The sequence below is a fragment of the Polymorphobacter fuscus genome (assembly GCF_011927825.1).
Lineage (GTDB): Bacteria > Pseudomonadota > Alphaproteobacteria > Sphingomonadales > Sphingomonadaceae > Sandarakinorhabdus > Sandarakinorhabdus fusca.
In genome coordinates this window covers 525,227-551,024 of sequence record NZ_JAATJI010000001.1, presented here as the reverse complement: position 1 = coordinate 551,024, position 25,798 = coordinate 525,227, and the positions used below count along the sequence as shown (strand labels likewise).

The 25,798-nt window shown below is 66.4% G+C and carries 24 protein-coding genes and 1 tRNA gene; 12 read left to right on the top strand and 13 right to left on the bottom strand.

Translation table 11 applies throughout. The features are described 5' to 3' along the window. Positions 1–28 precede the first annotated feature (28 nt). Genes GGQ62_RS02655 through GGQ62_RS02645 form a run of 3 tightly spaced genes read right to left on the bottom strand, consistent with a single transcriptional unit; the run spans position 29 to position 5,519 of the window. A complete protein-coding gene (locus tag GGQ62_RS02655) occupies positions 29–1,234 on the bottom strand; it encodes a DUF445 domain-containing protein (protein WP_152576614.1) in 1,206 nt (401 codons plus the stop codon). Between the two features lie 55 nt (positions 1,235–1,289). Beyond that, positions 1,290–4,364, bottom strand: coding sequence for an efflux RND transporter permease subunit (locus GGQ62_RS02650; protein WP_152576615.1), 3,075 nt, complete (start codon positions 4,362–4,364; stop codon positions 1,290–1,292). 9 nt (positions 4,365–4,373) lie between these two features. Further along, a complete protein-coding gene (locus GGQ62_RS02645) occupies positions 4,374–5,519 on the bottom strand; it encodes an efflux RND transporter periplasmic adaptor subunit (protein ID WP_167649446.1) in 1,146 nt (381 codons plus the stop codon). A gap of 248 nt (positions 5,520–5,767) precedes the next feature. Between GGQ62_RS02645 and GGQ62_RS02640 the strand changes: the two genes are divergently transcribed. Continuing rightward, a complete protein-coding gene (locus tag GGQ62_RS02640) occupies positions 5,768–6,028 on the top strand; it encodes a GlsB/YeaQ/YmgE family stress response membrane protein (RefSeq protein ID WP_152576617.1) in 261 nt (86 codons plus the stop codon). A gap of 81 nt (positions 6,029–6,109) precedes the next feature. Further along, positions 6,110–6,841: an SIMPL domain-containing protein gene (locus GGQ62_RS02635; RefSeq protein ID WP_243445975.1), complete on the top strand. Its 732-nt coding sequence runs from the start codon at positions 6,110–6,112 to the stop codon at positions 6,839–6,841. Between the two features lie 77 nt (positions 6,842–6,918). Here the strand turns inward: GGQ62_RS02635 and GGQ62_RS02630 are convergent, their stop codons facing one another. Next, on the bottom strand, positions 6,919–7,695 hold the full coding sequence (locus tag GGQ62_RS02630; protein ID WP_152576618.1) for an SDR family NAD(P)-dependent oxidoreductase: 777 nt from the start codon (positions 7,693–7,695) through the stop codon (positions 6,919–6,921). 75 nt (positions 7,696–7,770) lie between these two features. Here GGQ62_RS02630 and GGQ62_RS02625 point away from each other — a divergent pair, with 75 nt between their 5' ends. Continuing rightward, positions 7,771–8,979, top strand: a complete 1,209-nt coding sequence (locus GGQ62_RS02625) for an MFS transporter (protein WP_167649445.1) — start codon at positions 7,771–7,773, stop codon at positions 8,977–8,979. A gap of 18 nt (positions 8,980–8,997) precedes the next feature. Here the strand turns inward: GGQ62_RS02625 and GGQ62_RS02620 are convergent, their stop codons facing one another. Genes GGQ62_RS02620 through GGQ62_RS02605 form a run of 4 tightly spaced genes read right to left on the bottom strand, consistent with a single transcriptional unit; the run spans position 8,998 to position 13,099 of the window. After that, on the bottom strand, positions 8,998–9,813 hold the full coding sequence (locus GGQ62_RS02620; protein ID WP_243445976.1) for a proteasome-type protease: 816 nt from the start codon (positions 9,811–9,813) through the stop codon (positions 8,998–9,000). Beyond that, positions 9,810–10,655: a transglutaminase family protein gene (locus GGQ62_RS02615; RefSeq protein ID WP_152576620.1), complete on the bottom strand. Its 846-nt coding sequence runs from the start codon at positions 10,653–10,655 to the stop codon at positions 9,810–9,812. The genes GGQ62_RS02620 and GGQ62_RS02615 overlap by 4 nt, the downstream gene beginning before the upstream one ends. Positions 10,656–10,663: 8 nt before the next feature. Beyond that, positions 10,664–11,605, bottom strand: coding sequence for an alpha-E domain-containing protein (locus GGQ62_RS02610; protein ID WP_152576621.1), 942 nt, complete (start codon positions 11,603–11,605; stop codon positions 10,664–10,666). A gap of 30 nt (positions 11,606–11,635) precedes the next feature. After that, entirely contained in the window at positions 11,636–13,099 is a 1,464-nt protein-coding gene (locus GGQ62_RS02605) for a circularly permuted type 2 ATP-grasp protein (RefSeq protein WP_194163344.1), read from the bottom strand. 170 nt (positions 13,100–13,269) lie between these two features. Here GGQ62_RS02605 and GGQ62_RS02600 point away from each other — a divergent pair, with 170 nt between their 5' ends. Together GGQ62_RS02600 and GGQ62_RS02595 are read left to right on the top strand one after the other, a co-directional pair. After that, positions 13,270–13,665, top strand: coding sequence for an MAPEG family protein (locus GGQ62_RS02600; protein ID WP_152576622.1), 396 nt, complete (start codon positions 13,270–13,272; stop codon positions 13,663–13,665). 26 nt (positions 13,666–13,691) lie between these two features. Further along, positions 13,692–14,384, top strand: a complete 693-nt coding sequence (locus GGQ62_RS02595) for a VIT1/CCC1 transporter family protein (RefSeq protein ID WP_152576623.1) — start codon at positions 13,692–13,694, stop codon at positions 14,382–14,384. A 38-nt stretch (positions 14,385–14,422) separates the two neighbouring features. On the opposite strand, the gene GGQ62_RS02590 is transcribed toward GGQ62_RS02595, so the two are convergent. The 3 genes from GGQ62_RS02590 to moaA all read right to left on the bottom strand — a co-directional run bounded on the left by GGQ62_RS02590 (position 14,423) and on the right by moaA (position 16,388). Continuing rightward, positions 14,423–14,497, bottom strand: a tRNA-Asn gene (locus GGQ62_RS02590). 66 nt (positions 14,498–14,563) lie between these two features. Continuing rightward, positions 14,564–15,337 carry an NAD kinase gene (locus GGQ62_RS02585; RefSeq protein ID WP_152576624.1) on the bottom strand — a complete coding sequence of 258 codons (774 nt, stop codon included), beginning with the start codon at positions 15,335–15,337 and terminating at the stop codon, positions 14,564–14,566. Continuing rightward, positions 15,330–16,388, bottom strand: coding sequence for a GTP 3',8-cyclase MoaA (gene moaA / locus GGQ62_RS02580; protein ID WP_152576625.1), 1,059 nt, complete (start codon positions 16,386–16,388; stop codon positions 15,330–15,332). The genes GGQ62_RS02585 and moaA overlap by 8 nt, the downstream gene beginning before the upstream one ends. Positions 16,389–16,538: 150 nt before the next feature. Between moaA and GGQ62_RS02575 the strand changes: the two genes are divergently transcribed. Then, positions 16,539–18,254, top strand: a complete 1,716-nt coding sequence (locus tag GGQ62_RS02575) for a putative bifunctional diguanylate cyclase/phosphodiesterase (protein WP_152576626.1) — start codon at positions 16,539–16,541, stop codon at positions 18,252–18,254. A 5-nt stretch (positions 18,255–18,259) separates the two neighbouring features. Here GGQ62_RS02575 and uvrC read toward each other — a convergent pair whose 3' ends face one another. Continuing rightward, positions 18,260–20,173: an excinuclease ABC subunit UvrC gene (gene uvrC, locus GGQ62_RS02570; protein ID WP_152576627.1), complete on the bottom strand. Its 1,914-nt coding sequence runs from the start codon at positions 20,171–20,173 to the stop codon at positions 18,260–18,262. A 131-nt stretch (positions 20,174–20,304) separates the two neighbouring features. Between uvrC and GGQ62_RS02565 the strand changes: the two genes are divergently transcribed. Genes GGQ62_RS02565 through GGQ62_RS02555 form a run of 3 tightly spaced genes read left to right on the top strand, consistent with a single transcriptional unit; the run spans position 20,305 to position 22,769 of the window. After that, positions 20,305–21,534, top strand: coding sequence for an alkaline phosphatase family protein (locus GGQ62_RS02565; protein ID WP_152576628.1), 1,230 nt, complete (start codon positions 20,305–20,307; stop codon positions 21,532–21,534). A 57-nt stretch (positions 21,535–21,591) separates the two neighbouring features. After that, a complete protein-coding gene (locus tag GGQ62_RS02560) occupies positions 21,592–22,350 on the top strand; it encodes an SDR family NAD(P)-dependent oxidoreductase (protein WP_152576629.1) in 759 nt (252 codons plus the stop codon). Continuing rightward, entirely contained in the window at positions 22,347–22,769 is a 423-nt protein-coding gene (locus GGQ62_RS02555; RefSeq protein ID WP_152576630.1) for a dihydroneopterin aldolase, read from the top strand. The genes GGQ62_RS02560 and GGQ62_RS02555 overlap by 4 nt, the downstream gene beginning before the upstream one ends. On the opposite strand, the gene GGQ62_RS02550 is transcribed toward GGQ62_RS02555, so the two are convergent. Then, positions 22,766–23,572, bottom strand: coding sequence for a hypothetical protein (locus GGQ62_RS02550; protein ID WP_152576631.1), 807 nt, complete (start codon positions 23,570–23,572; stop codon positions 22,766–22,768). The two genes, GGQ62_RS02555 and GGQ62_RS02550, sit on opposite strands and share 4 nt — an antisense overlap. 236 nt (positions 23,573–23,808) lie before the next feature. Between GGQ62_RS02550 and GGQ62_RS02545 the strand changes: the two genes are divergently transcribed. The 3 genes from GGQ62_RS02545 (at position 23,809) to GGQ62_RS02535 (ending at position 25,762) form a co-directional block, all read left to right on the top strand. Next, entirely contained in the window at positions 23,809–24,462 is a 654-nt protein-coding gene (locus GGQ62_RS02545) for an energy transducer TonB (protein WP_152576632.1), read from the top strand. Between the two features lie 67 nt (positions 24,463–24,529). Continuing rightward, positions 24,530–25,252, top strand: a complete 723-nt coding sequence (locus GGQ62_RS02540) for a MotA/TolQ/ExbB proton channel family protein (RefSeq protein ID WP_152576633.1) — start codon at positions 24,530–24,532, stop codon at positions 25,250–25,252. A 36-nt stretch (positions 25,253–25,288) separates the two neighbouring features. Next, positions 25,289–25,762: an ExbD/TolR family protein gene (locus GGQ62_RS02535; protein WP_152576634.1), complete on the top strand. Its 474-nt coding sequence runs from the start codon at positions 25,289–25,291 to the stop codon at positions 25,760–25,762. Positions 25,763–25,798 lie beyond the last annotated feature (36 nt).

Below are 25,798 nucleotides of genomic sequence, written 5' to 3'. Positions count from 1 at the left end.
CCGAGCGAATTTCCGTTCGCAACCAGCTTCAAAGCGCCACGCGAAGCGCGTGGATGACCAGACCGATGGTGCCGCCGATGATCGTGCCGTTGATGCGGATGAATTGCAGGTCGCGGCCGACGGCGGTTTCCAGTTTTTCGGTGACGGTGCGCGCGTCCCATTTGCGCACCGTGTCGCTGACCAGGCTGACGATGGCGCCGCCATAATCATTGACCAGGCCAACCGCCGCGCGGCGCAGGTGGAGGTTGATGGCATTGCGCAACGAGGCGTCGGTCGCGATCCGTTCGCCAAGCGCCTTCATCGCCGGGCGCAGCTTGCCGGCGGGCAGGGCAGCGGGGTTGTTGAGGCTGGCGAGCATCGCGGCGCGTGCGCTGTCCCACAGCCCGGCGAGCCAGCCGGCCATGGCGGGGTTGGCGATCAGATCGTCCTTGAAGGCTTCGACCTTTTCCTGGGATTCGGGGAAATGGCGCAGATCGAAGGCCCAGGTGCGCAGCGAATCGCCGACGCGCGACCGCAGCGGGTGGAAGGGATCGTGGCGCATTTCGGTCAACAGGCGCCGCAACCCGTCGATCAGCGAGTCCGACACGCGTTCATCGACACTGATCATGCGCAACAGCCAGGTCGTGCGTTCCGCCACCATGCCGCGGATGGCCGGCGCCTGCGAATTGAGCGTTTCCAGCCCCCAGTCGAGCGCACTGTCGATCAGCGGTTCGTGGCGGCCGCGATCGAGCGTCGTGTCGATGGCATCGGCAACGATGGGGGACAGCGCCAGCGCGCGCAGCCGGTTGCTGGCGACGTCGCGAACAAGGTCGCCGATCGCCTTCTGGTCGAGCGCTTCGATGACGCGCGCCACCAGGGGGCCGAAACCGCGGCGCTTGCCGGTGGCAGGCACCGGGTCGGCGACCAGCCAGCGGGCTATGGCATCGGCGATGTCGAGCGCGTCGAGCCGGCGCGCGACGACGCCGGGGGTGAGGAAATTGTCCTTCAGGAAAGTCGCGAGACTGTCCCCGATCCGGTCCTTGTTGGCCGGGATGATGGCGGTGTGGGGAATGGGAAGGCCGAGCGGGTGGCGGAACAGCGCCGTCACCGCGAACCAGTCCGCTAGCCCGCCGACCAGCGCCGCCTCGGCAAAGGCCTGGACCCAAGGCAGGGCGGGGTGGCTGCCCTGAAACGCCAGAGTGGCCATGAAGACGCAGGCCATGGCGACCAGCAGCAGCGTCGCCGCCAGCCGCATCTGGTGAAACGGCGACGCCGGCAGCTCGAAAGGGCGCAGCGGTTTCAGTGCGGGGTCACTCCGCCGGCTGGGGTGCCGGTTTCGGCGTCTTAGCGCCTTCGTCGTTGGTGAACCAGCGCTTCATGCGCGGCGCCAGCCATTCTTCGGCACCGACGGCGAGGCTGAAGCTGGCCGGGACGATGACCAGTGTCAGCGCCGTCGACATGATCAGGCCACCGATGACGGTGACGCCCATCGGCGCGCGGAAGCTGCCGTCGCCGCCCAGCGACAGGGCGATCGGCAACATGCCGGCGACCATGGCGATGGTGGTCATGATGATCGGCTGGACCCGCTTGTGGCCTGCCTCCAGGATCGCCGCGGTGCGCTCGACGCCCTGCGACATTTCCTCGATGGCCATGTCGACGAGCAGGATCGAGTTCTTGGCGACGATGCCGAGCAGCATGAGCAGGCCGATGAACACCGGCAGCGAGACCGCCATCCCGGCAAGGTGCAGCGCGATGCCGGCGCCGAGCGGCGCCAGCGCCAGCGAACCCATGTTCACGAACGGCGGCAGGACGCGCTTGTAGAGCAGCACCAGCACGGCGAAGACGAGCAGCACGCCGGCGATGACGGCGATGACGAAGTTGATCAGCAGCTCGGCCTGCCATTTGTCGCTGCCGAACTGGACCTTCTCGACCCCGCGCGGCAGGTTCTTGAGCACCGGCAGTGCATCGATCTTGGGCTGGGCGTCGCCCGACACCAGGCCCGGTGCGAGATCGGCGCCGATCATGACGCGGCGCTGCTGGTTGTAGCGGCGCAGTTCGGTCGCCCCGGCGCCGAAGCTGATGTCCGCCACCACCTTCAGCGGCACCGACCCGCCCGACGCCGTAGGCACCGGCATGTCGGCGATGGTCGCGATGGTGCGACGCGAGTCCTCGGACAGCGCGACGCGGATCGGGATCTGGCGGTCGGACAGCGAGAATTTGGCGACATTCTGGTCGATGTCGCCGAGCGTGGCGATGCGGATGGCCGACGACAGCGCGGCGGTGGTGACACCCAGCTGTGCCGCCACGGCGAAGCGCGGCTTGATGGTGATTTCGGGCCGGCGCAAATCGCCTTCGATCCGCGGCTGGCGAAGTTCCTTGAGACCGCGCATCTGGTCGACGATCCGCGACGCCGTGGTTTCGAGCAGCACCGGATCATTGCCGGTCAACACCACCGACATGTCGCGGCCGTTGAAGCCACCGCTTTGCGACTGGAAATTGACCCGCGCGTCGGGAATAGCCTGGAGCTTGGGCGCCAGGTTGCGCTCGAACTCGACACTCGTCATCGGGCGGTCTTTTTTGAGCGTCAGGAAGATGTCACCGGCGCCGATGTTGATGTCCGAAAACGCTGCCTCGACGACGGGAGAGGCGGTGAGGATCGCCGTCGCCCGGTCGGCGACCGCCGTCGTCTGCGCCAGGGTCGAACCCGGCGGCAGGGCGATGGTGACCTGGCTGAAATCGGTGTTGGTGGTCGGCTGGAAGGTCAGCGGCAAGGTGGCGAACGCCAGCACGGTGCCGGCGAGCGCGCCGCCGCCGCCGAGCAGCACGACCTTCCAGCGATTGCGCAGTGACCAGCGCAGGATGGTCATGTACCAGCCGACCCAGGCGCCTTCGCCATGCGCGGCCTGGCCCTTGCTCTTGAGGAAATAGGCCGCAAGCATCGGCGTGATGAGGCGGGCGACCGCAAGGCTGAGCAGCACCGAGACCACGACGGTGAAGGCGAAATTCTTGAAGAACTGCCCGGAAATGCCAGGCATGAGACCGACGGGCAGGAAGACGGCGACGATCGCGCTGGTGGTGGCGACGACCGCGAGGCCGATTTCGTCGGCGGCGTCCATGGCCGCCTGATAGGCGGACTTGCCCATGCGCATATGGCGAACGATGTTCTCGATCTCCACGATGGCGTCATCGACGAGCACGCCGGCGACGAGGCCGAGCGCCAGCAGGCTGAGATTGTTCAGCGAAAAGCCGAGCAGGTCCATGAACCAGAAGGCCGGGATCGCCGACAACGGGATGGCCAGCGCCGAAATGACCGTGGCGCGCCAGTCCTTGAGGAAGATGAAGACGACGAGGACGGCGAGCGCCGCGCCTTCGACCATGGCATCGATGGCGGAACGATATTGTTCCTTGGTATATTCGACGCTGGTGTAGAGTTCGGTGAAATGGACCTGGGGGTTTTCCTTGGCGAGCTTGTCGAGCTCGGCATGGGCCTGGTCGTACACCGTGACGTCCGACGAACCCTTGGCCTTGGTGATCGAGAAGCTGAGGACCTGGCGGCCGTTCATTTTCGACAGGCTGCGCTGTTCCGCGAAACTGTCGCGGACCGTGGCGATGTCGGCGAGACGGACGCTGCGGCCGCCGCCGACGGCAATCTGCGTCTCGCTGAGCGCCAATGCGCTGTCGGCGTTGCCGAGGACGCGAACCGACTGTTCGGACCCGGCGATTTCGGTGCGGCCGCCGGCGGCGTTGAGGTTGACGAGGCGCAGCTGGTCGTTGACCTGGCTCGCGGTCAATCCATAGGACTGCATGCGGGCGGGATCGAGCACGACGCGGATTTCGCGGCTGACGCCGCCGCTGCGCTTGACCTGCGCCATGCCGGGGATGGCGAGCAGCCGCTTGGCGACCGTGTTGTCGACAAACCAGCTGAGCTGTTCGAGCGTCATGTCGACGGCTTCGACCGAGATGAAGGCGATCGGGCCGCCCGACACGTCGACGCGCTGGACCTGCGGCTGCAAGATGCCCTGCGGCAGGTCGCTGCGGATGTTGGCGATGGCGTCGCGGACGTCGTTGACGCTGCGATCGATGGGCACGCCGATGGCGAACTGGATGTTGGTGCGCGACTGGCCTTCGGAGACGAAGGACGTGATTTCATCGACGCCGTTGATGCCGCGCACCGCGGCTTCGACGCGCTGGGTGACCTGGGTTTCCAGCTCCGTCGGCGCGGCACCGGGCTGGCTTACGATCACCGACGCCGCCGGGAAATCGATATCCGGCTGGTTGTTGATGTCCATCGTCATGAAGCTGACGACGCCGGCCAGCGTCAGCATCGCGAACAGCACGAGCGGCGGGATCGGGTTCTTGATCGACCAGCTGGAGATATTGCGCATCGGTGTGCCTCAGGCCGCAGTCTTGGCGACGACGGGGTTGATCTTTTCGCCGGGGCGCAGGAAGGCCGCCGCGCTGGCCACGACCCGTTCGGTACCGTTGAGGCCGGTGGCGATCGACACGCCGATATCGCTGACCGTGCCGACGGCGACGCTGCGACGCTCCACCTTGTTGTCGGCACCGACGATCATGACATAGCTGCCTTTGTCGTCGGCCTGGACGGCGGACTGCGGCAGCACCGGGCGCATGGCCTCGCCGGCGACGATCTGGGACTTGGCAAAGGCGCCGACGCGCAGGCCGGGGCTGTAGGGCAGGGCGATGCGGGCGATGCCCTGGCGGCTGGCATTGTCGATGACCGGATCGAGCAGCCAGACGCGGCCACGATAATCCTGCGTCGAGCCGACCGGCGTGACCGATGCCGGCATGCCGACCTTGAGCACGGCCATGTCCTGTTCCGCCACCTGGGCGCGCATTTCCAGCACGCTGCCTTCGGCGAGGCGGAACAGCACGACGCCGGGGGAGACGATCTGGCCGGCTTCCACGCTGCGCGCCAGGATCAGGCCATCCGACGGGGCGCGGACGCTGAGCCGGCCGATCAGCGCCTCGTTGGCGGCAAGCTGGGCCGCCGCGACGCCGACGCGGGCCACGGCGCCGTCGCGGGTCGCGGTGCGCTGGTCGATATCCGCCTTGGAGATGAAGCCGCGGCCGACAAGCGCCTGGGCGCGCTTGAGATTGGCTTCGGCGAGCTGCGCATCGGCCTGCGCCGAGCGCAGCGAAGCGGCGAGCTGGCGCGAGGTCTGGGTCTGCACGGCGCTGTCGATCTGGACGAGAACCTGGCCCTTGCGCACCTGCTGGCCGGCCTCGGCGAGCACGGTGATGACGCGGCCGCCTTCGCCCTGGACACCGACCGCCGAATCGCGGCGGGCGGCGATGGAGCCCGTGGCGGTGATGGTCTGGGCAACCGCCGACATGCCGGGAACGATGATCGTGACTTCGGGCACGCTGCTGACCGGGGGAGCTTCGGCGGGCTTGGCACCGAAGACCTTCCAGGCGACGAATGCGGCGACCGCGATGAGCAGCACGACCAGCGCCGGCTTGACCCAGCGGCGCTGGGTTGCACGGCCGGTGTCGGCGGGAAGGCTGTACGCCGACGCCATATCCGGATCTGGCAACTTGTTGTGCATGTTCATACTCGATCGTCCCTTGGCGCAGACTGTATTACCCAAATACGTCACCGTCTGCAAGGCTCTCATAGCGCACGACTGTGGCACTGCGAAGGCCATTATAAACGGGCCGGCATGCAATATTTCGGCATCGGATCATGGCAATGGGTGGTTCCCGCTTCCACCCCGCACCGTTTATCGGCACTAATGCACAATCATAAATGTTAAGGGAGCGGACAACAATGACCTTCTTCGGGATTATCGGGACTGCGATCGTCGGCCTGATTGTCGGCGCGCTGGCGAAATTGCTGATGCCCGGCAAGGATCCATCGGGCTTTTTCGTCACGATGCTGATCGGTATTGCCGGCGCCTTTGTCGCACGCTTCATCGGCCAGGCGCTGTTCGGCTGGTACGGCGATGGCGGTGCACCGGGCTGGATCATGTCGATCCTGGGCGCCATGCTGCTGCTGTGGGTCTATCGGCTCATCAAGAATCGGGCGTGACGGCTGCGTCACGTTCAGATTGTCGAAAGCGCCGGTGAGGGATAGGGCTGTTTCCTGCCAATCCCTCCCGGAGTTCCTGCCTTGATCCATCGCAATCGCCAGCGCGTCGCCGCTGCCGCCCTTGTTGCCGTAATGGTGGCCGCCGCGCCGGCGGCCGCGCAGACGATCACCCTGCCGCCGGCGGCCACGACCCTGTCGCTGACCGTCGAGGGCCGGACCAACCGGGCGCCCGACATGGCGGAAGTGTCGGGGGGCGTGGTCACCACGGCGGCGACCGCGGCGGCGGCGATGGCCGAGAATGCCACGCGCATGAACGCCGTCGTGTCGGCGGTGCGCAAGGCGGGCCTCGCCGACCGCGACATCCAGACGTCCGGGATCAACCTGCAACCGCAGTACAAGTACGAAAACAACCAGCCGCCGGTGCTGACTGGCTATCAGGCGACCAACACCGTCAACTTGCGCATCCGCAAGATCGCCGATACCGGCAAGCTGCTCGATACGCTGGTGTCGGTGGGCGCCAACCAGATCAACGGCCCGACCTTCCGGGTGGAGAACAGCGACGCGGCGCTCGACGAAGCGCGGCAGGCGGCCGTCAAGACGGCGCGGGCGCGCGCGGAACTATATGCCAAGGCCACCGGCATGCAGATCAAGCGGCTGCTGACGCTGACCGAAAGCCCCAGCTTCGACCAGGGCCCGCGGCCGATGATGATGAAGATGGCGCGCGATTCCGAAGCCGCGGCGCCGCCGACGCCGGTCGAACCCGGTGAAGTCGCGCTGACGATCAATGTGACGACGGTGTTCGAACTGGAATAGGCGCTGCGCCTCGGGCGATGGTGCCCGCCGCCGTCGGGTACGGTTCTCCGACAGCGGCGTTGGCCTGTCCAGAAGGTTCAGGCGATTGTCGCGCCGCCGTCGATGACGAAGCATTGCCCGGTGGCGAACCCGCCGGCCTTGCCGGCAAGCAGGACCGCCATGCCGGCGATTTCGTCCGGAATGCCGATACGGCGCAGCGGCGCGGTGCTCGTCGAGGATTTCAGGATATCGGGGTTATCCCACAGCGCCTTGGCGAAATCGGTCTTGATGAGGCCGGGGGCGATGCAGTTGACGCGGACATTGTCGGGGCCGAATTCGGCCGCCAGGTTGCGCGCCAACTGCATGTCGGCGGCCTTCGATATGCAATAGGCGCCGATGACGGTGGAAGCCTTCAGCCCGCCGACCGAGGAAATGATGGTGATGGTGCCTTCGCGCCGGGCGCGCATCGCCGGGGCGACCATGGTGACCAGCCAGTGGTTGGAGACGATGTTGTTCTGCAGGATCTTGCTGAACTGTTCGTCGCTGATGCCGTCCTGCGGGCCGAAATAGGGGTTCGACGCCGCGTTGCAGACGAGGTGATCGATCTGGCCGAACTTGGCGATGGTCTTGTCGACGAGCGCCTGGAGGCTGGCCTTGTCGGCGATGTTGGCCGGAATGGCGAAGGCGGCATCGCGGCCGACGGCGGCGTTGATCTCTGCCACCGCCGCGTCGCAGACATCGGCCTTGCGACTGCTGACGATGACGTTGGCGCCATGTTCGGCCATGCGATGGGCGATCGCCTTGCCGATGCCCTTGGATGACCCGGTGATCAGCGCGGTCTGTCCAGTCAGGTCGAAAAGTGCTGGTTGTGCCATTGTCCGTCCCCTTGATTTTGGACCCTTCGTAAGCGAGTAGAGGGGCAGGGGGCAAGCCTGCCCCGGAGCAGCCATTTGAACGCGTCCCCCGCCGTCCGGTCGACCCTGCTCGCCTGCTTGTTCTTTGCGGGTTTCGGTTGTCTCATCCCCTTCCTGCCGCTGTGGCTGGAGAAGGAACACGGCTTTACCGGGGCGGAAATCGGGGTGGTCCTCGCCATCGCCGGGTTCAGCCGGGCCTTGGCCGGCCCGTTGACGGCGGCCTGGGCGGACGGGCGCAGCGACCGGCGGGCGCCGCTGTTCATGTTCACCATCCTGCTCACCGCCGGCTTCGCGGCGCTGTATTTCCTCGAAAGCTTCGTTGCGGTCTTTGCCGTGATCCTGATCCTCGACATCGCCTATTGGGGGCTGTTGCCGGTGGTGGAAACCGCGTTGCTGCGACTGACGCGGACCGGCAAGCCCAGCTATGGCATCGCGCGCGGCCTGGCGTCGGCGGCCTTCGTCGTCGGCACGACCGTGGTCGGCGTGCTCAACGACTGGACGGGCAGCTTCTGGCCGATCTGGGGTTTCATGCTGGTGATTTCGGCCATGATGATCGCCGGCAGCGCCTGGATGCCGCGGGAACCGGTGCTGGCACGGGCCGAAATCGCCCAGCCGTTCGGGGAGCGGCTTTCGTCCGGCCTGGGGATGCTGCGCAACCCCAATTTCGCGCTGTTCATCTTTGCCGCCGGCTTGATCCAGGCGAGCGCCGGCTTTCTCTATACATCGGGGTCGCTGGTCTGGGCGAACCAGCAGGGGATGTCGTCGAAGGAAATTTCCATGCTGTGGAACGTCGGCACGCTCGCCGAGGTCGGCTTCCTGATGTTCCTCGGCAACTGGTCGGCGCGCTTCCGCCCCGAAACGCTGATCGTCGCTGGCGGCATCGGCGCGGTGATCCGCTGGACGGCGCTGGCGGCGCTGCCGCCGTTCGCGGTGCTGATCCCGCTGCAACTGCTGCATTCGCTCAGCTTTGCCGCGACCTTCCTCGGCGGCATGCGCTTCATCCAGACCATCCATGGCGACGACCGGGCGCCGACGGCGCAGATGATCTACATGGGGCTGGCCAATGCGCCGACCTATGCCGCGGCCGTGCTGATTTCGGGGCCGCTGTACGACCGGCTGGGCGCGCCGGGCTATCTGGCGATGACGGGCATTGCCGGTATCGGGCTGGTGCTGGCCGTCATGCTGTGGCTGCGCCGCACGACCAATGCCGGCGACGCGGCGCTCGATCCGATGCGCGCCGCCTGATCGGCGATACGCACGGCGTCAGTCGCGGGCGCGGTCGGGCTGGCTGGCATATTGCGGCAGCGGGATTGCAGCAGCCGCGGCGCGCAGCGCGTTCGACCAGCGGTCGTTGATTTCATGATAATAGGTGTCGTCGGCCTCGATGCGGTGGAGCAGTTCGAGGCTGGACACGCCGCTGCGAATGGTGACGAGGTCGATCGGCAGGCCGACGGCCAGGTTGGACCGCATCGTCGAGCTGAAGGAGATCAGCCCGACCTTGATCGCCTCGGCCATCGGCGTTTCATAATTGATCATGCGGTCGAGCACCGGCTTGCCGTATTTCAGCTCGCCGATCTGCAGGAACGGCGTATCGGCCTGGCATTCGATGAAATTGCCGGCGCCATAGATCAGGAACAGCCGCGGCCGGCGCCCGTCGATCGAACCGGCCAGCAGCAGCGAGGCATCGGTGCGGACATTGTCGTCCTTGACGACGGCGTCGATCGACGCCTTGGCGTCGGACAACGCCTGGCCGACGATCTGCGCGCTGCGGAACACCGTCGGCGCGGTCGCCAGCATCTCCATCTTGCCCGTGTCGGGCATCAGCACGCCGAGTTCGACCCGGCTGAGCGCGCTCTGCGTGACCGAAAGGCTGCCGGCCGAACAGGCGACGATAACGCGCCCGGGACCGCTTTCGAGCACGCGCAGCTTGCGGTAGGTCGAGATATTGTCGACGCCGGCGTTGGTGCGGGTATCGGCCATCATGACCAGGCCTTCGCGGACCAGGATCCCGATGCAATAGGTCATCGCTGAAGCCTCCGCGCTGAACTGGTTGTGCTGGCTGGCATCGGTGTCGCTCATGACTGGGATTGCGATTGCGCCTGGTCCTGCGGCGGCGGGCTGAACGGATCCTGCGTCTTGACGCTGACGATCAGCGTTTCGGCGCCGCCACCGCGCCGTGCGCCACGGACCGGGGCAGCGTCGAGATAGTCGAGGCCGACGGCGACGCGCAGATAGGATTCGGTCGTCGCCATGCCGTTGGTGGGGTCGAAACCGACCCAGCCGAGGTCGGGGATCAGCGCTTCCACCCAGGCATGGCCGGCGGGTTGCACCACCAGCCCGTCGGCGCGGAGCAGATGGCCCGAGACATAGCGCGCCGGAATGCCGAGTCCGCGCGCGGCGGCGAGGAAGATGTGGCTGTAATCCTGGCAGACGCCGGCGCTGAGCTGGAAGGCGTGAATGGCGTCGGTATGGGCATGCGTGACATCGGCATCGAAGGCCATGCCGCCATAGAGCGCCAGGGTCAGATTGTGGCAGGTGTTTAGCGGATTGTCGTCGCGGCATTCGCGCCCCAGCGCCATGATGGCGGCGTCGGGCGTGCTGAGCGGCGTCGTGCGCAGGAAGACACTCGGCGGCAGCGGCTCGGCGGCCCCCGATACCACGCCGCCCCGGTCCCAGGTATCGACTTCGCCGGAGACATGCAGCGTCAGCCGACGCAGCGGCTGGTCGGCGTAGAACATGTGGGTGACATTGCCGAAACTGTCGTGCGAGCGGCGCAGGCGGCCATCGACATCGGTGTCGAGCCGCCAGTGCAGGACATGCTGGCCATCATGGCCGCAGGGTTCGACGCGCAGCAGTTGGACGACGTCGCTGGCGAGCGACGAATAATCATAGGAGGTGGAATAGTCGACGCGGATGCGCATGGGCGGGCCTAGAAGAGATATTGCTCGGCGATGGCTTCGCCCAGCTTGTTGTTGTCGGTGATGAACTGGGTCAGGAACTCGTGGAGACCCCGTGTGAAGATGGCGTCGATGTCGCAGCCGGTCAGCCGGGCGTGGCCGGCGGCGGCGAGCCGGTGCGCGGCGCCGCGCTTGCCCGAATGGGCAGCGAGCAGGTCGAGATGGCGCAGGATCTCGTCATAGCAGGAGGCGAGGCTGCGCGGCATCTGGCGGTTGAGGATGAGCAGGTCGGCGACCAGCCAGGGTTTGACGCTGTCGCGATAGACCCAGCGATAGGCGGTCATCGCCGACACGGTGCGCAGGATGGTGGTCCACTGGAAATAATCGAGGCTGCCGCCGACGCTTTCGCCGCGCGGCAGCAACAGGTGATATTTGACATCGAGCAGCCGCGCCGAATTGTCGGCACGTTCGATCGCCGACCCCATGTTGACGAACCAGAAGGCATCCCCGCGCAACATCGTCCGCTGCGCGGCGCCCTCGAACGCCGAAATGGCGTGCTTGACGAGGTCGAGCAGCGGCCCGAGCGTTTCGCGGCCGTCGAGGCTGGTCCCGTAGCGGGCGATTTCGAGCCAGGCGGAGTTGATCGCCTCCCAGCCTTCCTCGGTCAGTGCAGTGCGGACGGTGCGAGCGTTGGCGCGCGCGACTTCGAGGCACGACCGGATCGACGACGGATTGCCGGGATCGAGGGTGAGAAACTCGCTGACGCTGTGTTCGTCGACCGACAGGCCGCGCTCGCCATAGGCCTGGGTCATCCAGGTCGCGGCAAGCGCCGATTCCCAGGCGTTGCCGGCACCGCCATAGGAGGACGGTAGCGCGGACAGCCGCTGCGTCGCCTCGATCAGCCGCGCGGTAAAATCGGCGCGTTCGAGATAGCGGCCCATCCAGAACAGGTTGGAGGCGGTACGGCTCAGCAAGGGGTCGCTCCGAAGCAGGGCGAAAGGGGATTATGCGTCATCGATCACCCAGGTGTCCTTGGTGCCGCCGCCCTGGCTTGAATTGACGACCAGCGACCCCGGAGTCATGGCGACCCGGGTCAGGCCGCCGGGAACGATGTGGCTGCCGTTGCGGCCGGTCAGCACGAACGGCCGCAGGTCGACATGGCGGGCTGCGATGCCGGCGTCGGTGGCGGTCGGGCAGGTCGACAGCGCCAGCGTCGGCTGGGCAATGAACTTTTCCGGATGCGCCTTCAACTTGGCCGCGAACGCCGCCAGCGTCGCCTGCGGCGCATGAGGGCCGATCAGCATACCATAGCCGCCCGAACCGTCGACTTCCTTGACGACGAGCTCGGCGAGGTGATCGAGGACATAGCCCAGCGCCTCCGGCTCGCGGCAGCGCCAGGTCGGGACGTTCTTCAGGATCGGTTCCTCGCCGGTGTAGAAGCGGACGATCTCCGGCATGTAGGAATAGATCGCCTTGTCGTCGGCGATCCCGGTCCCGACGGCGTTGGCGAGCGTCACATTGCCTTGCGAATAGGCCGCCATCAGCCCCGGAACGCCGAGCATCGACGTCGGGTTGAAGGCCAGCGGATCGATGAAATCATCGTCGAGGCGGCGGTAGATGACATCGACGCGTTCCGGCCCTTCGGTGGTGCGCATGAAGACGATATCGTCGCGCACGAACAGGTCCGAGCCTTCGACCAGTTCGATGCCGAGCTTGTCGGCAAGGAAGCTATGTTCGTAAAAGGCGCTGTTGTGGCGGCCGGGGGTGAGCAGGACACATACTGGCGCGCCGCCGCCGCGCCCGGCCCGCGGACTGACCGACGCCAGCGTTTCGAGTAGCATTTCGGGATAGGTTTCAACCGGCGCGACCTTCACCTTGTCGAACAGCTCGGGCACCAGCTTGAGCATCACCTCGCGGTTTTCGAGCATGTACGAGACCCCCGACGGGGTGCGGGCGTTGTCTTCCAGCACATAGAATTCATCGGGGCCGGTGCGGACGAGGTCGATGCCGGCGATGTGCGTCCAGACGCCGCCCGGCGGCTTGCGCCCCGCCATCTGCAGGCAATAGCCGGGGTTCTGCAGCACCAGATCCTCGGGGACGATGCCGGCGCGCAGGATGTCGCGCGGGCCATAGACATCGGCCAGAAAGGCGTTGAGCGCGGTGACCCGCTGTTTCAGGCCCTTTTCCATGCCGTCCCATTCGGACCGCGCCAGGATGCGCGGCACGATATCGAACGGGATCAGCCGCTCGGCAGCGTCCGGGTCGCCATAGACGGCAAAGGTGATGCCGATGCGGCGAAAGAACAGCTCGGCCTGGCGTCGGCGCGCCGCCATCAGATCGGGCGGGCTCTGGTCCAGCCAGAGCTGGATCGACCGATAGGCGGCGCTGACGTCGCCTTCGCTGCCTTGGGGCCGTCCATAGACGTCGCCGACGCCGTACATCTCGTCAAAGGCGGTGACCGCTGCCATTCCTGCTCCCGTTGCTGCCCCCCGATACTGTGCAGTGCGGCGGGCACGCGCAAGTTTATTATGCCCTGCCGATCGTTTTCACGGCAATTGTTGTCAGCCGGACGGCGCGGCGCCATGGTGGGATGCCCGGCGCCGGCATGCACCGGATCCGCGGGCAGGGGGAAACGACCATGACCGTGGAATTGAGGATGATGGCACTGTCGCTGGTGCTGGCGATCGTGCAGATTTTCGCGTTCGATGCGGCGCGCACCGGGCAATATGGCATCAAGTGGAACACCGGGCCGCGCGACGAGGCGATGCCGCCGCTGTCGCCGATCGCCGAACGGTTGAACCGGGCCCAGGCCAATCTTTATGAAACTCTGCCGCTGTTCGTCGCGGCGGTGCTCGGGCTGCATGTGCTGGGCATTTCGACCGCCGCGACGGTGCTTGGGGCGCAGCTGTATTTCTGGGGGCGGGTGGCCTATGTGCCGCTGTACGCCTTCGGTGTCCGCATGGTGCGGTCGATCGTCTGGCTGGCGAGCTTTGCCGGGCTTGTCATGCTGGTGGCGGCGCTGGTCACGGCTTGACCGCAACGGGGCAGGAAGGCCGGACCATGTCGCGTCATTCGGAAACCCATCTGATGATGCGCGTCGGCTGGCTGCGGGCGGCGGTCCTGGGCGCCAATGACGGCATCGTCTCGACGGCCAGCCTGATCATCGGCGTGGCCGCCGCCAGTGGCGACCGCAGTGCGATCCTGGTGGCAGGCGTCGCCGGGCTGGTGGCGGGCGCCATGTCGATGGCGGCGGGCGAATATGTGTCGGTCAGCAGCCAGTCCGACACCGAGGCCGCCGACCTGGCACGCGAACGGATCGAGCTTGCCAGCGACGACGCGGGCGAACATGCCGAGCTGGCCGGCATCTATCGCGCGCGCGGGCTCGATGCGGCGACGGCGGCCACCGTGGCGCGGCAGTTGATGGCGCACGACGCCATCGGCGCGCACGCCCGCGACGAGCTGGGCATTTCGGAGTTCACCACGGCCCGGCCGATCCAGGCGGCGATTGCATCGGCGCTGTCGTTCACCGTCGGCGCGGCGTTGCCGCTGGCGGTCGCCGCGCTGCTTCCGCAGGCCGGGATCGTGACCGGAGTCGCGATCGCCTCGCTGTTGTTCCTGGCGCTGCTGGGGGCGGTGGGCGCGCGCGCCGGCGGTGCCGGTATCGGCCGACCGATGCTGCGCGTGACCTTCTGGGGGGCGCTGGCGATGGCGATCACCGCGGGTATCGGCCACCTGTTCGGCGCCGTGGTCTGACGGCGACGCCGCGGCCAGATGGATGCCTGCCAGAAAATTGGCTCCCCGGGCAGGATTCGAACCTGCGACCATTCGATTAACAGTCGAATGCTCTACCGCTGAGCTACCGAGGAACAGCAAGGGCGCGGCTATAGCGAGGCTATCGGACGGCGGCAAGCGACTTTCGCGTGCGGATGCAATCAGACCGAAAACTGTTCGGCGACGATGCGGTCATCAAGGGCGTAGCCGGGGTCGAACATCAGTTGCAGGCGGATCGATTTGTCGGTGACGACGCGGACGACGTCGACATCGCGGACCTCGCGCTGGTCGGCAACGGCGGACACCGGGCGCTTGCGCGCCTCGCGGATTCGGAACTCGATGACGCTGGCCTGGGGCAGCAGGGCGCCGCGCCAGCGCCGGGGGCGAAACGGGCTGAGCGGAGTCAGCGCCAGGAGATCGGCCTGCAGCGGCAAGATGGGGCCGTTGGCCGACAGATTATAGGCCGTCGAGCCGGCCGGCGTGGCGACGAGGACGCCATCGCAGATCAGCTCCTCCATCCGCACCTTGCCGTCGATGGCGATCTCGATCTTGGCCGCCTGGCGGGTTTCGCGCAGCAGCGACACTTCGTTGATCGCCGGTGAGGTCACGATTTCGCCGCCGACGGTTTCCGCCGTCATCAGCAGGGGGTGCAGGTCGAAGGTGCGCGCCGAGGCGATGCGCGCGACAAGGTCCTGGTCGTCGAACTCGTTCATCATGAAGCCGACGGTGCCGCGGTTCATGCCGAACACCGGCTTCGGGTTGCTGGCAAGCAGCGCCTCGTGGAGCGTGTGCAGCAGGAAACCGTCCCCGCCGAGCGCGATCACGACATCGGCGTCGGCGACCGGCACGAACGCATAGCGTTCGCGCAGCGACTGGCCGGCGGCTTCGGCAATGTCGGATTCGGACACCAGCAGCGCCAGTCGCGGATCAGCCACCGGTGACACTCATGTGGCGCCGCACCGCGGGCGTGGCGGAGCGCCGATCGATGACGAAATCATGGCCCTTGGGCTTGCGGGTAATCGCTTCGTTCAGGGCCAGGTCGAGCGCGTCGTCGTCGTCGCCGTTCCCGGGCGTGCGGATCACGGCGCGCAGGTCGGCGACGTCGTCCTGGCCGAGGCACATGTACAATTGGCCGGTGGCCGTCAGCCGCACCCGGTTGCAGCTTTCACAGAAATTGTGGGTCAGCGGCGTGATGAAGCCCAGCCGCTGGCCGGTTTCGCCGATGCGGACGTAGCGCGCCGGGCCGCCGGTCGCATCGGGCAGGTCGTGCAGGGTCCAGCGCCGTTCGAGATCGGCGCGGACGCGCGACAGCGGCAGATACTGGTCGACACGATCGCCGTCGATTTCGCCGAGCGGCATGGTTTCGATCAGCGTCAGATCGTGGCCGCCGCGCGCGGCAAAGGCCAGCATCGCATCGATTTCGCCGTCGTTGACGCCGGCGAGCGCCACCATGTTGAGCTTGACATGGAGACCGGCAGCGCTGGCGGCAGCGATGCCATCGATCACCTGGGGCAGGCGGCCCCAGCGCGTGATGGCGGCGAATTTGTCCGGATCGAGCGTATCGAGGCTGACATTGACGCGTCGCACCCCGGCAGCATGAAGATCGGCAGCGAATCGTGCCAGCTGCGATCCGTTCGTGGTCAGGGTCAGCTCGTCGAGCCGACCGGTGTCGAGATGTCGCCCGAGCGACCGCACCAGTTCGAGGATCCCGCGCCGGACCAGCGGCTCGCCGCCGGTGAGGCGCAGCTTGCGCGTGCCGCGCCGCACGAATGCGGATGCGATGCGGTCGATCTCTTCAAGGCTGAGAACCTCGGTCTTGGGCAGGAAGGTCATCGCTTCCGACATGCAATAGACGCAGCGAAAATCGCAGCGATCGGTCACCGACACGCGCAGATAGGTGATGGCGCGGCCGAACGGATCGACCAACGGCGGGGCGATACGGCGCGATACACGCGGCGGTTGCTCAAGGTCGGCAAGCTGGTCCATATCGCCGGCAAGGTGGCGATGGCAGGGGCCGAAGTCCACCCCCACGTCGGGATAGGATGGAATTCGGTTTGCCGGACAGGAAATTGCTGGCTAGGCGATTTGATACGGCGGCATGAAGGGGTATGACCCCGAAACGAAGTCCTGGGGAGCATGATGGTGTCGCGCGAGACCGAGGTCGTACTGGTGGTTTCGCCGCGCTACGCCAATGATGTCGCCATGAGCGTCGAGGCGGCCGGCATGCTGCCGCGCGTCGAGCGACAGCCGGCGCAGGCACTGGCCCAGTGCGAGACCGGCGCAGTGCGCGTCGCGGTCGTCGATGCCCGCGGTGCCGTTGAGCAGGGCCTGGCGATCGCACGGCTGCTGGGGCCGGAAATCGGGCGGCACCAGGGCGGCCTGCTGGTGCTGTTGTCGCGCAGCGATGTCGGCGGCGCCAGTCTGGCGGAAGCGGCCGGTGCCACCAATGTGCTGGTCAGCCCGTTCAACAACACCGCCTTCGGCAACGCGCTGCGCCTGACCGCGAGCAGCGTCGAACAGCGCGGGGAGGAAGCCGATGCGCTGCGCGACGCGCTGACCGGACTGGCAAGCGCCGCGCAATTGCAGGAATGGATGATCGCGCAACAGGCCTCGACACCGGGGCTGGTGGTCCTGACACTCGGCGTCGGGCGCATTGCTGCGATCAATGCCGCCTATGGGCGAAGCGTGGCCGACGAGGCACTGCGGTCCGTTGCCACCCGGCTTGCCGGCATCGTCGGCGATCGCTTCGCCACGCCCGGGCAAAGGCGGCTGTTGGCCCGGCTGGCAGCCGCGGAATTTGCCGTGGCAGTGTCCGGTGAGGTCGGCGTGCGCGAGATGGACCTGCTGGCGCGGCAATTGGTCTCTGCGTTTGCGACGCCGTTCCGCACCGGCGAGCGCGAGATCCACCTGACGGCGCGCATCGGTATCGCCTGGCGCGACCCGCAGAAGCCCGAAACGGTCGATGTGCTGATTCGGCAAAGCAGCGCTGCGCTGGCGGCTGCGCGCGCCGCCGAGCCCGGGGCAATCATCATGTTCCAGCCGGAGACCCAAGGCGACACGCTGTTGCGCATGGCCGACCTGGTCACGGATTTGCACCAGGCAATCGAGAGTGACGATATTGCACTGCTGTTCCAGCCGATCCTCAACTTGGAAACGGGGCGGATTGCGGGGGTCGAAGCGCTGGTGCGCTGGAACCACCGCGCCTTCGGCGTTCTCGACGCCGAAACGCTGCTGGAAACGGCGGCCACCGCCGAACTGGCGATCAAGCTGGGTCGCCATATCCGCGCCCGGGCGATGCGCGAGGTGATGTCTTGGACGCCGGCATTGTCGGCGCTGCGGCTGGCGGTGAACATCACCGCGGCCGACCTGGCGGACCCCGGCTTTGCCGACGCGCTGCGCGCCGGGCTGGCGACATCGGCGTTGCCGCCGCATCGCCTGACGCTGGAGGTCACCGAAGGCGCCTTCATCGAGAATATCGCCGATGCTGCCGAAGTCCTCGAAGGTATTCGCAAGTCCGGAATCCACATCGTTCTCGATGACTTCGGCACCGGTTTCTCGTCGCTGGCATGGATGGCGCGGCTGCCGATCGACGGCATCAAGCTCGACCGCAGCTTTACCAAGGCGCTGGGCGGCACCGAGCGCGAGCGCATCGTGGTCGAAACCGTCGTGGCGCTGGCGCGGCGGCTGGGATTGTCGGTGATCGCCGAAGGCGTAGAGGAACCGTTCCAGCTGGCGGCCGCCATCGCCGCCGGCTGTGACGGCGTCCAGGGCTATGAAATCGCGGTGCCTCTGCCCAGCCGCCGCCTGGTCGAATTCTGCGAAGGCTGGGTGGTCGGCGCGGTCGGCGGCTGAACCGGTCAGCCGCCGGACTGAAAATGGCCGTGGATGGCGCGCGCCATCGCCTTGCTGATCCCCGGTGCATTTTCCAGGTCGGCGAGCGTGGCACCGCGCACCGCCCGGCTGGTGCCGAAATGCATCAGCAGCGCCTTCTTGCGGGCGGGACCGATGCCGGGAACATCGTCGAGCGGATTGGCGGCGATGGCCCGACTGCGCTTGGCGCGGTGGGCGCCGATGGCGAAGCGATGCGCCTCGTCGCGCAGCCGCTGCAGGAAGAACAGCACCGGGTCATTGGGCGCCAGATGAAGCTCCCTGCCATCGGGCATGTGGAAGGTCTCGCGCCCGGCGTCACGATCGAAGCCCTTCGACACGCCGATGATGACGACATCGGCGACGCCGAGTTCGGCCAGCGCCGCATTGACCGCCGCCAGCTGGCCGCGTCCGCCGTCGATGAGCACCAGGTCGGGCCAGTCGCCAGCGCTGCGATCAGGGTCTTCCTTTTCCAACCGGGCGAAGCGCCGCGACAACATCGCCTTCATCATCGCGAGGTCGTCGCCTGGCGTGATGCGGGCGTCGTTCATGTTGAACTTGCGGTACTGGTTCTTGATGAAGCCCTCCGGCCCGGCCACGATCATCGCGCCGAGCGCGTTGCTGCCCATGATATGGCTGTTGTCATAGACTTCGATGCGCCGGGGTGGCTCGGCAAGGTCGAACAGGTCGGCGAGCGCGGTCAGCAGCCGGCCCTGCGTCGTTGATTCCGCCTGCCGCCGATCGAGCGCTTCGACGGCGTTGCGGGCGGCCTGGTCGACGAGCTTGCGGTTCGGCCCGCGCTGCGGTGCCTTGACGCCGACCCGGTGGCCGGCCTTGTCCGAGAGCGCCTCGGCGAGCAGCGTGGCTTCGTCGAGCGTGCGGTCGAGCAGGATTTCGCGCGGCGGCGGCAACTCCTCGTAGAGCTGGGCAAGGAAGCTGGTCAGCACCTCGTCTTCCGATACGCCGTCGGTATGGCCGGGGAAAAACGCCCGGTGGCCCCAGTTCTGGCCGCCGCGAATGAAGAAGATCTGGATGCACATGACGCCGGCCTGGCACGCCATGGCGATGATGTCGGCGTCGCTGGCCGAGCCTTCGGCGTTGATCGCCTGGCTGCCCTGGATGAAGGTCAGCGCCCGCAACCGGTCGCGCAAGACGGCCGCAAGCTCGAAATCGCGCGCCTCGGCCGCAGCCTGCATGGCAGTGCCGAGCTTTTTCTGCGCCTCCTGGGTGCGCCCCGACAGGAAGGACTTGGCATCGGCGACGAGCTCGCCATAGGCGGCATCGGTGATCCGGCCGACGCACGGCGCCGAACAGCGCTTGATCTGGTGGAGCAGGCAGGGGCGGGTGCGATTGGCGAAAAAACTGTCGGTGCACGATCGCAGCAGGAATACCTTTTGCAGGGCGTTGAGCGTGGTGTTGACAGCGCCGGCGCTGGCGAAGGGGCCATAATAACTGCCCTTGCCGATACGCGCCCCGCGATGTTTCGAAATGCGTGGAAAATCATGGTCTTCGCGCAGGAAGATGAAGGGGAAGCTCTTGTCGTCGCGCAGCAGCACGTTATAGGGCGGGCGGTAACGCTTGATCAGTTGCGCTTCGAGCAGCAGCGCTTCCGATTCCGAATTGGTGGTGACGATGGTCATGTCGCGGGTTTGCGAGACCATGCGTTGCAGCCGGCGCGACAGGCGATTGACCTGGGTATAATTGGTCACGCGGCTTCTCAGCGATCGCGCCTTGCCGATATACAGGACATCGCCGCCGGCATCGGTCATCCGGTATACGCCGGGGCGGGCGGGAAGGGTGCGCAGGACGTTGCGGATCGCGGCAACGCCGCGGTCGAGATCGGGCGCATCCTTGCCCTGCACCGTGAAGGTGGCGGTTTCTTCCGAAAAACGGTCGGTTGTCATCGCGCGGAGATGTAGCGACTGGCGGCGGAAATGCCAGATCAAGCGGTGACGCGCTGCCACGATCCTGTCATCCCGGCGTGCAAAAGACGGCGGGCGCGGGCAGCGTCGGCCGCACATCAGATAACAAGGCCATGACGATGATCCGCACCACGACGATGATCGCGCTGCTGCTGTTGGCAGGGTGCGCCGCCCGGGCGCCACGGCTGGCGGACGTTGCAGCGCCGACGCAGCGGCCACCGGTGATCCTGATTTCGGTCGACGGCCTGCGTGCCGACTATCTCACCCGCGGCGTCACGCCGAACATCAGCGCCCTGGCGGCATCGGGCGTTCGGGCCACTGCGATGCGGCCGAGCTTTCCGTCGCTGACCTTTCCCAACCATTATACGCTTGTCACGGGGATGCGGCCCGACAACCATGGCATCGTCAACAACACGATGGAGGACCCGCGCATCCCCGGGGTGCGGTTTTCCCTGTCGAACCGCGCCGCAGTCGAGGACCCGCGCTGGTGGAACGAGGCCGAGCCGATCTGGGTGACGGCGGAAAAGGCGGGGTTGAAGACCGCAACGATGTTCTGGCCGGGGTCGGAAGCCGCCATCCACGGCGTCCGGCCGACGCAATGGCTGCCGTTCGACGGCAAGCTGCCCAACAGCGATCGCGTCGCCCAGATCCTGGCATGGGTCGACCAGCCGGCGCGGCCAGCCTTCATGACGCTGTATCTCGACACCGTCGATCACGACGGCCATGAGTTCGGCCCCGACGCACCCGAGACGGTGAAGGCCCTGGCCGAAGTCGATGCCCAGATCGGCGCGCTCGTTGCCGGACTGAAAGCCAGGTCGGTGGCCGCCAATATCGTGCTGGTGTCGGACCATGGCATGGCCAGTGTCGCGCCGGAACGGGTGGTGCGGCTCGACCTGACGGTACCGGCCGGGAGTTTCCGGACGGTCTCCACCGGCGCGGTCGCGGGGCTCGAGCCGATGCCGGGCCAGGGGGCGGTGCTGGCGAGCGCGCTGAAACGTCCTCACCCCCACATGACATGCTGGCCGCGCGGCGCGATCCCGGCGCGACTGCACTATGGCCATAATCCGCGTGTGCCGTCGTTCGTCTGTTTGGCGCAGCCGGGGTGGATGATCCTCGACCGCGGGCCGTCGGAGGACAAGGCGCTGGGCGGCATGCACGGCTATGATCCCGCGGCGCCCGAGATGGCGGCCAGCTTCGTCGCGGCCGGGCCGGCGTTCCGGCCGGGAACCGTGGTGGCGCCGTTCGACAATGTCGATGTCTATCCAGTCTTGACGCGCTTGCTCGGCATCACGCCGCTGCCGTCCGACGGCAAGGACCGGCTGGCACAGGCGATCCTGCGTTGACCATTTTGCCGCGCCGGCTTGCCGGGACGCGCCCCGGGGGCTAACCCGCCGGCCGTAATGACCGTGTCGCGCAACCAGACTGCCATCGTTACCGGGGGTGCCCGGCGTATCGGCGCCGCTTTCGTGCGGGCGCTGGCCGCGGACGGCTGGCATGTCCTCATCCATTGCAACACCTCGCGCGCGGACGCCGATGCGCTGGCGGCCGAGGTCGGCAACGCTGCGGTGGTGGCGGCCGACCTGGCCGATTCAATGGCGGCGGCGGCGATCATCGCGGCGGCGGCGACGCTGCCGCCGCTGGGGCTGCTGGTCAATTCGGCGTCACGCTTCGTTCTCGACGACATCGACGATTTCAGTGTCGCCGCATTCGACACGCACATGGCGATCAACCTGCGGGCGCCGGCGCTGTTGACCCGGGCCTTCGCCGCCGCGGTGCCGACCGATGACGCGCCGGCGCTGGTCGTCAACATGCTCGATGCAAAGCTCGAAGCGCTCAATCCCGATTATTTCACCTATACCTTGTCGAAAATCGGACTGGACGGCCTGACCGAACTCACGGCGCGGGCCTATGCGCCGCGGTTGCGTTGCGCAGCCATCGCGCCCGCCGTGACGCTGGTGAGCGGACCGCAAAGCCGCGACAATTTCGACGCCGTCCACGGGATGAACCCGTTGCGGCGTGGGGTTGCGGTGGAGGAGATTGTCGCGGCATTGCGCTTCATCATTGCCACGCCGACCTTCAACGCCCAGACGATCACGCTCGACGGCGGCCAGCGGCTATTGGGGCTGCCCCGCGACGTTGCTTTCATGGTGGACAAATGATCGAGGAACAGATTCTGGCAACGGACGCGGGCGAACTGACGGGTCTGGTCCCGCCGGGCCTGGCACCGCGGTCGCGCAAGATCATGCTGGAGGATTTCGATATCCCGGTGGACATCGGCTTCCATGATTTCGAAATCGGCACCCCGCAGCGGTTGCGGGTCAACCTTGAAATCTGGTTGTCGGCAGCGCATTTTCCGGACTGCGACACGGTCGCTTCGGCATGGGATTATGACGTCCTGCGGACTGCCGTGCTGGCGCTCGTTTCGGCACGACGGTTCAACCTGCAGGAAACCGTGGCGCACGCCATCTACAATCTGATAGCGGCGCGGCAGGGCGTCGTCGGCTTGCGGGTTTCGACCCGCAAGCCGGATATCTACCCCGATTGTTCAGCTGTCGGGGTTGAACTCAGCAGCTTCTAGCGCGCCGGCCGCGACCGGCCGCAGGGCCCGAGGCTGGCGATCGCTGCCTGCCAGTCCGCCGCCAGTGCCGGGTCGGCGCCGCCAGCCGCGGGGGGCAGGGTGGACGGCAGTGTGCACGCCAGCCGATACCACAGCAACGTCCCCGGGCGGACGGTCGCTGCTGATTCATCGATGACATCACCGCGCGCCAGCGTGATGCGCCGTTGTGCCCCCGGCCTTGCGGTGACGACCAGCGTGGCGCCGCGGCCGTCGGCGGCCGACAGGAAGAACTGGCTTTCGCTTTCGCCCGGGACAGTGCCATCGGCGCGAAAGCCGTTGGAGACCCCGGTGATGACCGGGACCTGGCCCGACCGGGCATCGGTGGCGATGGCGCGGACCTGCGCATCGAGCGCCGGTGTCCAAGGCTGTTGCGCGTCCGGTCCCGCCAGCCGCGTCTTGCCTGCCGCATCAGGCGGCGCCAGCCAGGCCATGACCTTTTGTCCCTTGGGCTTCGGCGGCTTGCCGCGGGCATCGAGCGGGCTATCCCATAGCCAGCTGAGCTGCGGCGGAACGGGACCGGGCGCGGTAAGTGCGGCGTCGAGCGCGGCGGTGACCAGGATGCGCGCCGATCCCGGGGCAAGGCCGGGGCTGTCACGATCGGCAATGCGCTCGGCTTTGGTAATCGTTGCCTGGACGATGACGGGTGCGGCGATGGTCAATTCCGCGACGTCGGCGAACGCCGGGTCGGCGCGGGCAGGCGATGCAGCGAGCACAAGCCCGAGCGAAATCATGGCAGCGGTGTGGCGGAGCGGGGGGACAAACATGCCCGATCTTAGTCATATTGACCCTCCACCTGCAACTTTATCCCTCGGAAACGCTCCGATTTCGTCCTTTCGCGCCAGACTGAGCCGCAGTGCACAATTGTGGCGATAAAGCGGTTGCGACGCTCCCCAAGATGCGGTTACACAGAGCGTGGAGAGGGAACAGCACAGGGTCAGGGGGGAAGCGCCGGACACCGTTGTTCTGAATTTTTTAGCTTTCAGGGAGTTTTGCAGCGCCCATGGCATACGCTGATGGAGGAATGAGCAAAAACCGGATGGTGGCATTTGGGCTGGTTGCCCTTTTGCACGTCTTTCTGGGGTATGCTTTCATAACGGGCCTGGCACTGAAAGCCGTCAAGGCGATCGTCCAGCCACTCGAGACGGTCAACGTCAAGGAAGAGGCGCCGCCGCCGGAAGAGCCGCCACCGCCGCCGCCGAAGGACATCGAGATCCCGCCGTACGTCCCGCCGCCGGAAGTTTCGGTGGCGCAGGAGGCGCCGCCGACAATCACGACGCAGACGGTTGTTGCCCAACCTGAGCCGCCCAAGTTCGTGGCACCGGCACCGCCGGCACCGCCGGCCCCGCCGGCACCCACGGGTCCGACCCAGGCTGCCCAGTTCGATCCGCGCAGCCTCTCGGTTTCGGAAGACGATTATCCGGCATCATCGCTCCGCGCCGAGGAAGAAGGCGTGACGCGGGTTCAGGTGACCGTCGGTACCAACGGTCGTGTGACGAGCTGCACTGTCGTGGCGCCCAGCGGATTTCCGAAGCTTGACGAAAAGTCCTGCCGTCTTGCCCAGACCCGCTGGCGCAGCAAGCCGGCACTGGAAAACGGCAACCCGGTCGAATCCACTGCCGTCAAGACCGTCCGGTGGCAGATTACCAAGAGATAACCCGGAATTAAGGCCAGCGTGATCGCTGGCCGGGGCGCAAACCAAAGACACATCGAGGGAAAACACAATGGAAACCGTCGCAGTAGAAAACCCATATGGCCTGGCGGCCGCGCTCGAACAGGGCGGCATCATCGCCCAGTCGGTCTTTGGCATTCTGGTGTTCATGTCGCTCGCGTCATGGTTCATCATCATCACCAAGTATATCGATCAGCGCAAAGTCCTGAGCGAAGCCAAGGAACTGGAAAAGAAGTTCTGGACGGCTCCCGATCTCAAGACCGGCGCTGCGAAGCTCGACAAGAATTCGCCGTTCAAGCAGATCGTCGACGACGGCCTGCGCGCTTCGGATCACCATGAAGGTCGCCTGACCGACAAGATCGACCAGCATGAATGGGTGACGATGGCCCTCAACCGTTCGAGCACGACGGTTTCGTCGAAGCTGCAGGGCGGCCTGTCGTTCCTCGCATCGGTCGGTTCGACCTCGCCGTTCATCGGTCTGTTCGGGACCGTCGTCGGCATCTATCGCGCCCTGATCAACATCGGTCTCGCCGGCCAGGCATCGATCGACAAGGTTGCCGGCCCGGTCGGTGAAGCACTTATCATGACCGCTCTGGGTCTTGCCGTCGCCGTGCCCGCCGTGCTCGGTTACAACTGGCTGATCCGTCGCAACAAGGATGTTGTCGAAAAGCTCAACAACTTTTCCGCTGACGTTCATGGTGCACTGGTCTCGGGCTCGCGTGTTACCGCTCCCGTCGTCACGACACCGGCTGCCGCCGCTGCCGTCAAGCGCTAAGCGCTTGGTGGCTGGCCAGGGAAGGGCTTCTCACTCATGTCGATGAATATCGGATCGCCCGGAGAGGACGGCAGCGAAAGCCCGATGACCGAGATCAACACGACGCCGCTGGTCGACGTCATGCTGGTTCTCCTCATCATCTTTCTGATCACCGTTCCGGTCGTCATCCAGACGGTGCCGCTGTCGCTGCCGACGGTGACCAACCTGCCGACGACGACCAAGCCGGAAAACGTGCTGCTGTCGGTCGATACCAATTGCGATACCTTCTGGGGCCAGACGAAAGTCGAGTCCAAGCAGGAACTCCTCGATCGGGGCGTCAAGGCCCTGAAGGACGAGATCGCGCGTCAGGAAAAGGCCGGCGGCAAGATCGAGCTTCCGGAAGTCCATATCCGCGGTGACAAGGACATGGAGTATCGTTGCGTCGGTGGGGTGATCTTCACGATGCAGCGCGCCGGCTTCCTGAAGATCGGCTTCATTTCCGAGCCTGTCCCAGGTCAGGTGTCGCGTTGATGATGCGTTGCCGGCAGTCGATGCCGGCAACCGTCG

Excerpts from the sequence above, each read along its gene's own strand:
- GGQ62_RS02655 (WP_152576614.1), bottom strand. The coding sequence starts at position 1,234 with ATGCGGCTGGCGGCGACGCTGCTGCTGGTCGCCATGGCCTGCGTCTTC.
- GGQ62_RS02650 (WP_152576615.1), bottom strand. The coding sequence starts at position 4,364 with ATGCGCAATATCTCCAGCTGGTCGATCAAGAACCCGATCCCGCCGCTC.
- GGQ62_RS02645 (WP_167649446.1), bottom strand. The coding sequence starts at position 5,519 with ATGGCGTCGGCGTACAGCCTTCCCGCCGACACCGGCCGTGCAACCCAG.
- GGQ62_RS02640 (WP_152576617.1), top strand. The coding sequence starts at position 5,768 with ATGACCTTCTTCGGGATTATCGGGACTGCGATCGTCGGCCTGATTGTC.
- GGQ62_RS02630 (WP_152576618.1), bottom strand. The coding sequence starts at position 7,695 with ATGGCACAACCAGCACTTTTCGACCTGACTGGACAGACCGCGCTGATC.
- GGQ62_RS02620 (WP_243445976.1), bottom strand. The coding sequence starts at position 9,813 with ATGAGCGACACCGATGCCAGCCAGCACAACCAGTTCAGCGCGGAGGCT.
- GGQ62_RS02615 (WP_152576620.1), bottom strand. The coding sequence starts at position 10,655 with ATGCGCATCCGCGTCGACTATTCCACCTCCTATGATTATTCGTCGCTC.
- GGQ62_RS02605 (WP_194163344.1), bottom strand. The coding sequence starts at position 13,099 with ATGGCAGCGGTCACCGCCTTTGACGAGATGTACGGCGTCGGCGACGTC.
- GGQ62_RS02600 (WP_152576622.1), top strand. The coding sequence starts at position 13,270 with ATGACCGTGGAATTGAGGATGATGGCACTGTCGCTGGTGCTGGCGATC.
- GGQ62_RS02595 (WP_152576623.1), top strand. The coding sequence starts at position 13,692 with ATGTCGCGTCATTCGGAAACCCATCTGATGATGCGCGTCGGCTGGCTG.
- moaA (WP_152576625.1), bottom strand. The coding sequence starts at position 16,388 with ATGGACCAGCTTGCCGACCTTGAGCAACCGCCGCGTGTATCGCGCCGT.
- GGQ62_RS02575 (WP_152576626.1), top strand. The coding sequence starts at position 16,539 with ATGATGGTGTCGCGCGAGACCGAGGTCGTACTGGTGGTTTCGCCGCGC.
- uvrC (WP_152576627.1), bottom strand. The coding sequence starts at position 20,173 with ATGACAACCGACCGTTTTTCGGAAGAAACCGCCACCTTCACGGTGCAG.
- GGQ62_RS02565 (WP_152576628.1), top strand. The coding sequence starts at position 20,305 with ATGACGATGATCCGCACCACGACGATGATCGCGCTGCTGCTGTTGGCA.
- GGQ62_RS02560 (WP_152576629.1), top strand. The coding sequence starts at position 21,592 with ATGACCGTGTCGCGCAACCAGACTGCCATCGTTACCGGGGGTGCCCGG.
- GGQ62_RS02555 (WP_152576630.1), top strand. The coding sequence starts at position 22,347 with ATGATCGAGGAACAGATTCTGGCAACGGACGCGGGCGAACTGACGGGT.
- GGQ62_RS02550 (WP_152576631.1), bottom strand. The coding sequence starts at position 23,572 with ATGTTTGTCCCCCCGCTCCGCCACACCGCTGCCATGATTTCGCTCGGG.
- GGQ62_RS02545 (WP_152576632.1), top strand. The coding sequence starts at position 23,809 with ATGGCATACGCTGATGGAGGAATGAGCAAAAACCGGATGGTGGCATTT.
- GGQ62_RS02540 (WP_152576633.1), top strand. The coding sequence starts at position 24,530 with ATGGAAACCGTCGCAGTAGAAAACCCATATGGCCTGGCGGCCGCGCTC.
- GGQ62_RS02535 (WP_152576634.1), top strand. The coding sequence starts at position 25,289 with ATGTCGATGAATATCGGATCGCCCGGAGAGGACGGCAGCGAAAGCCCG.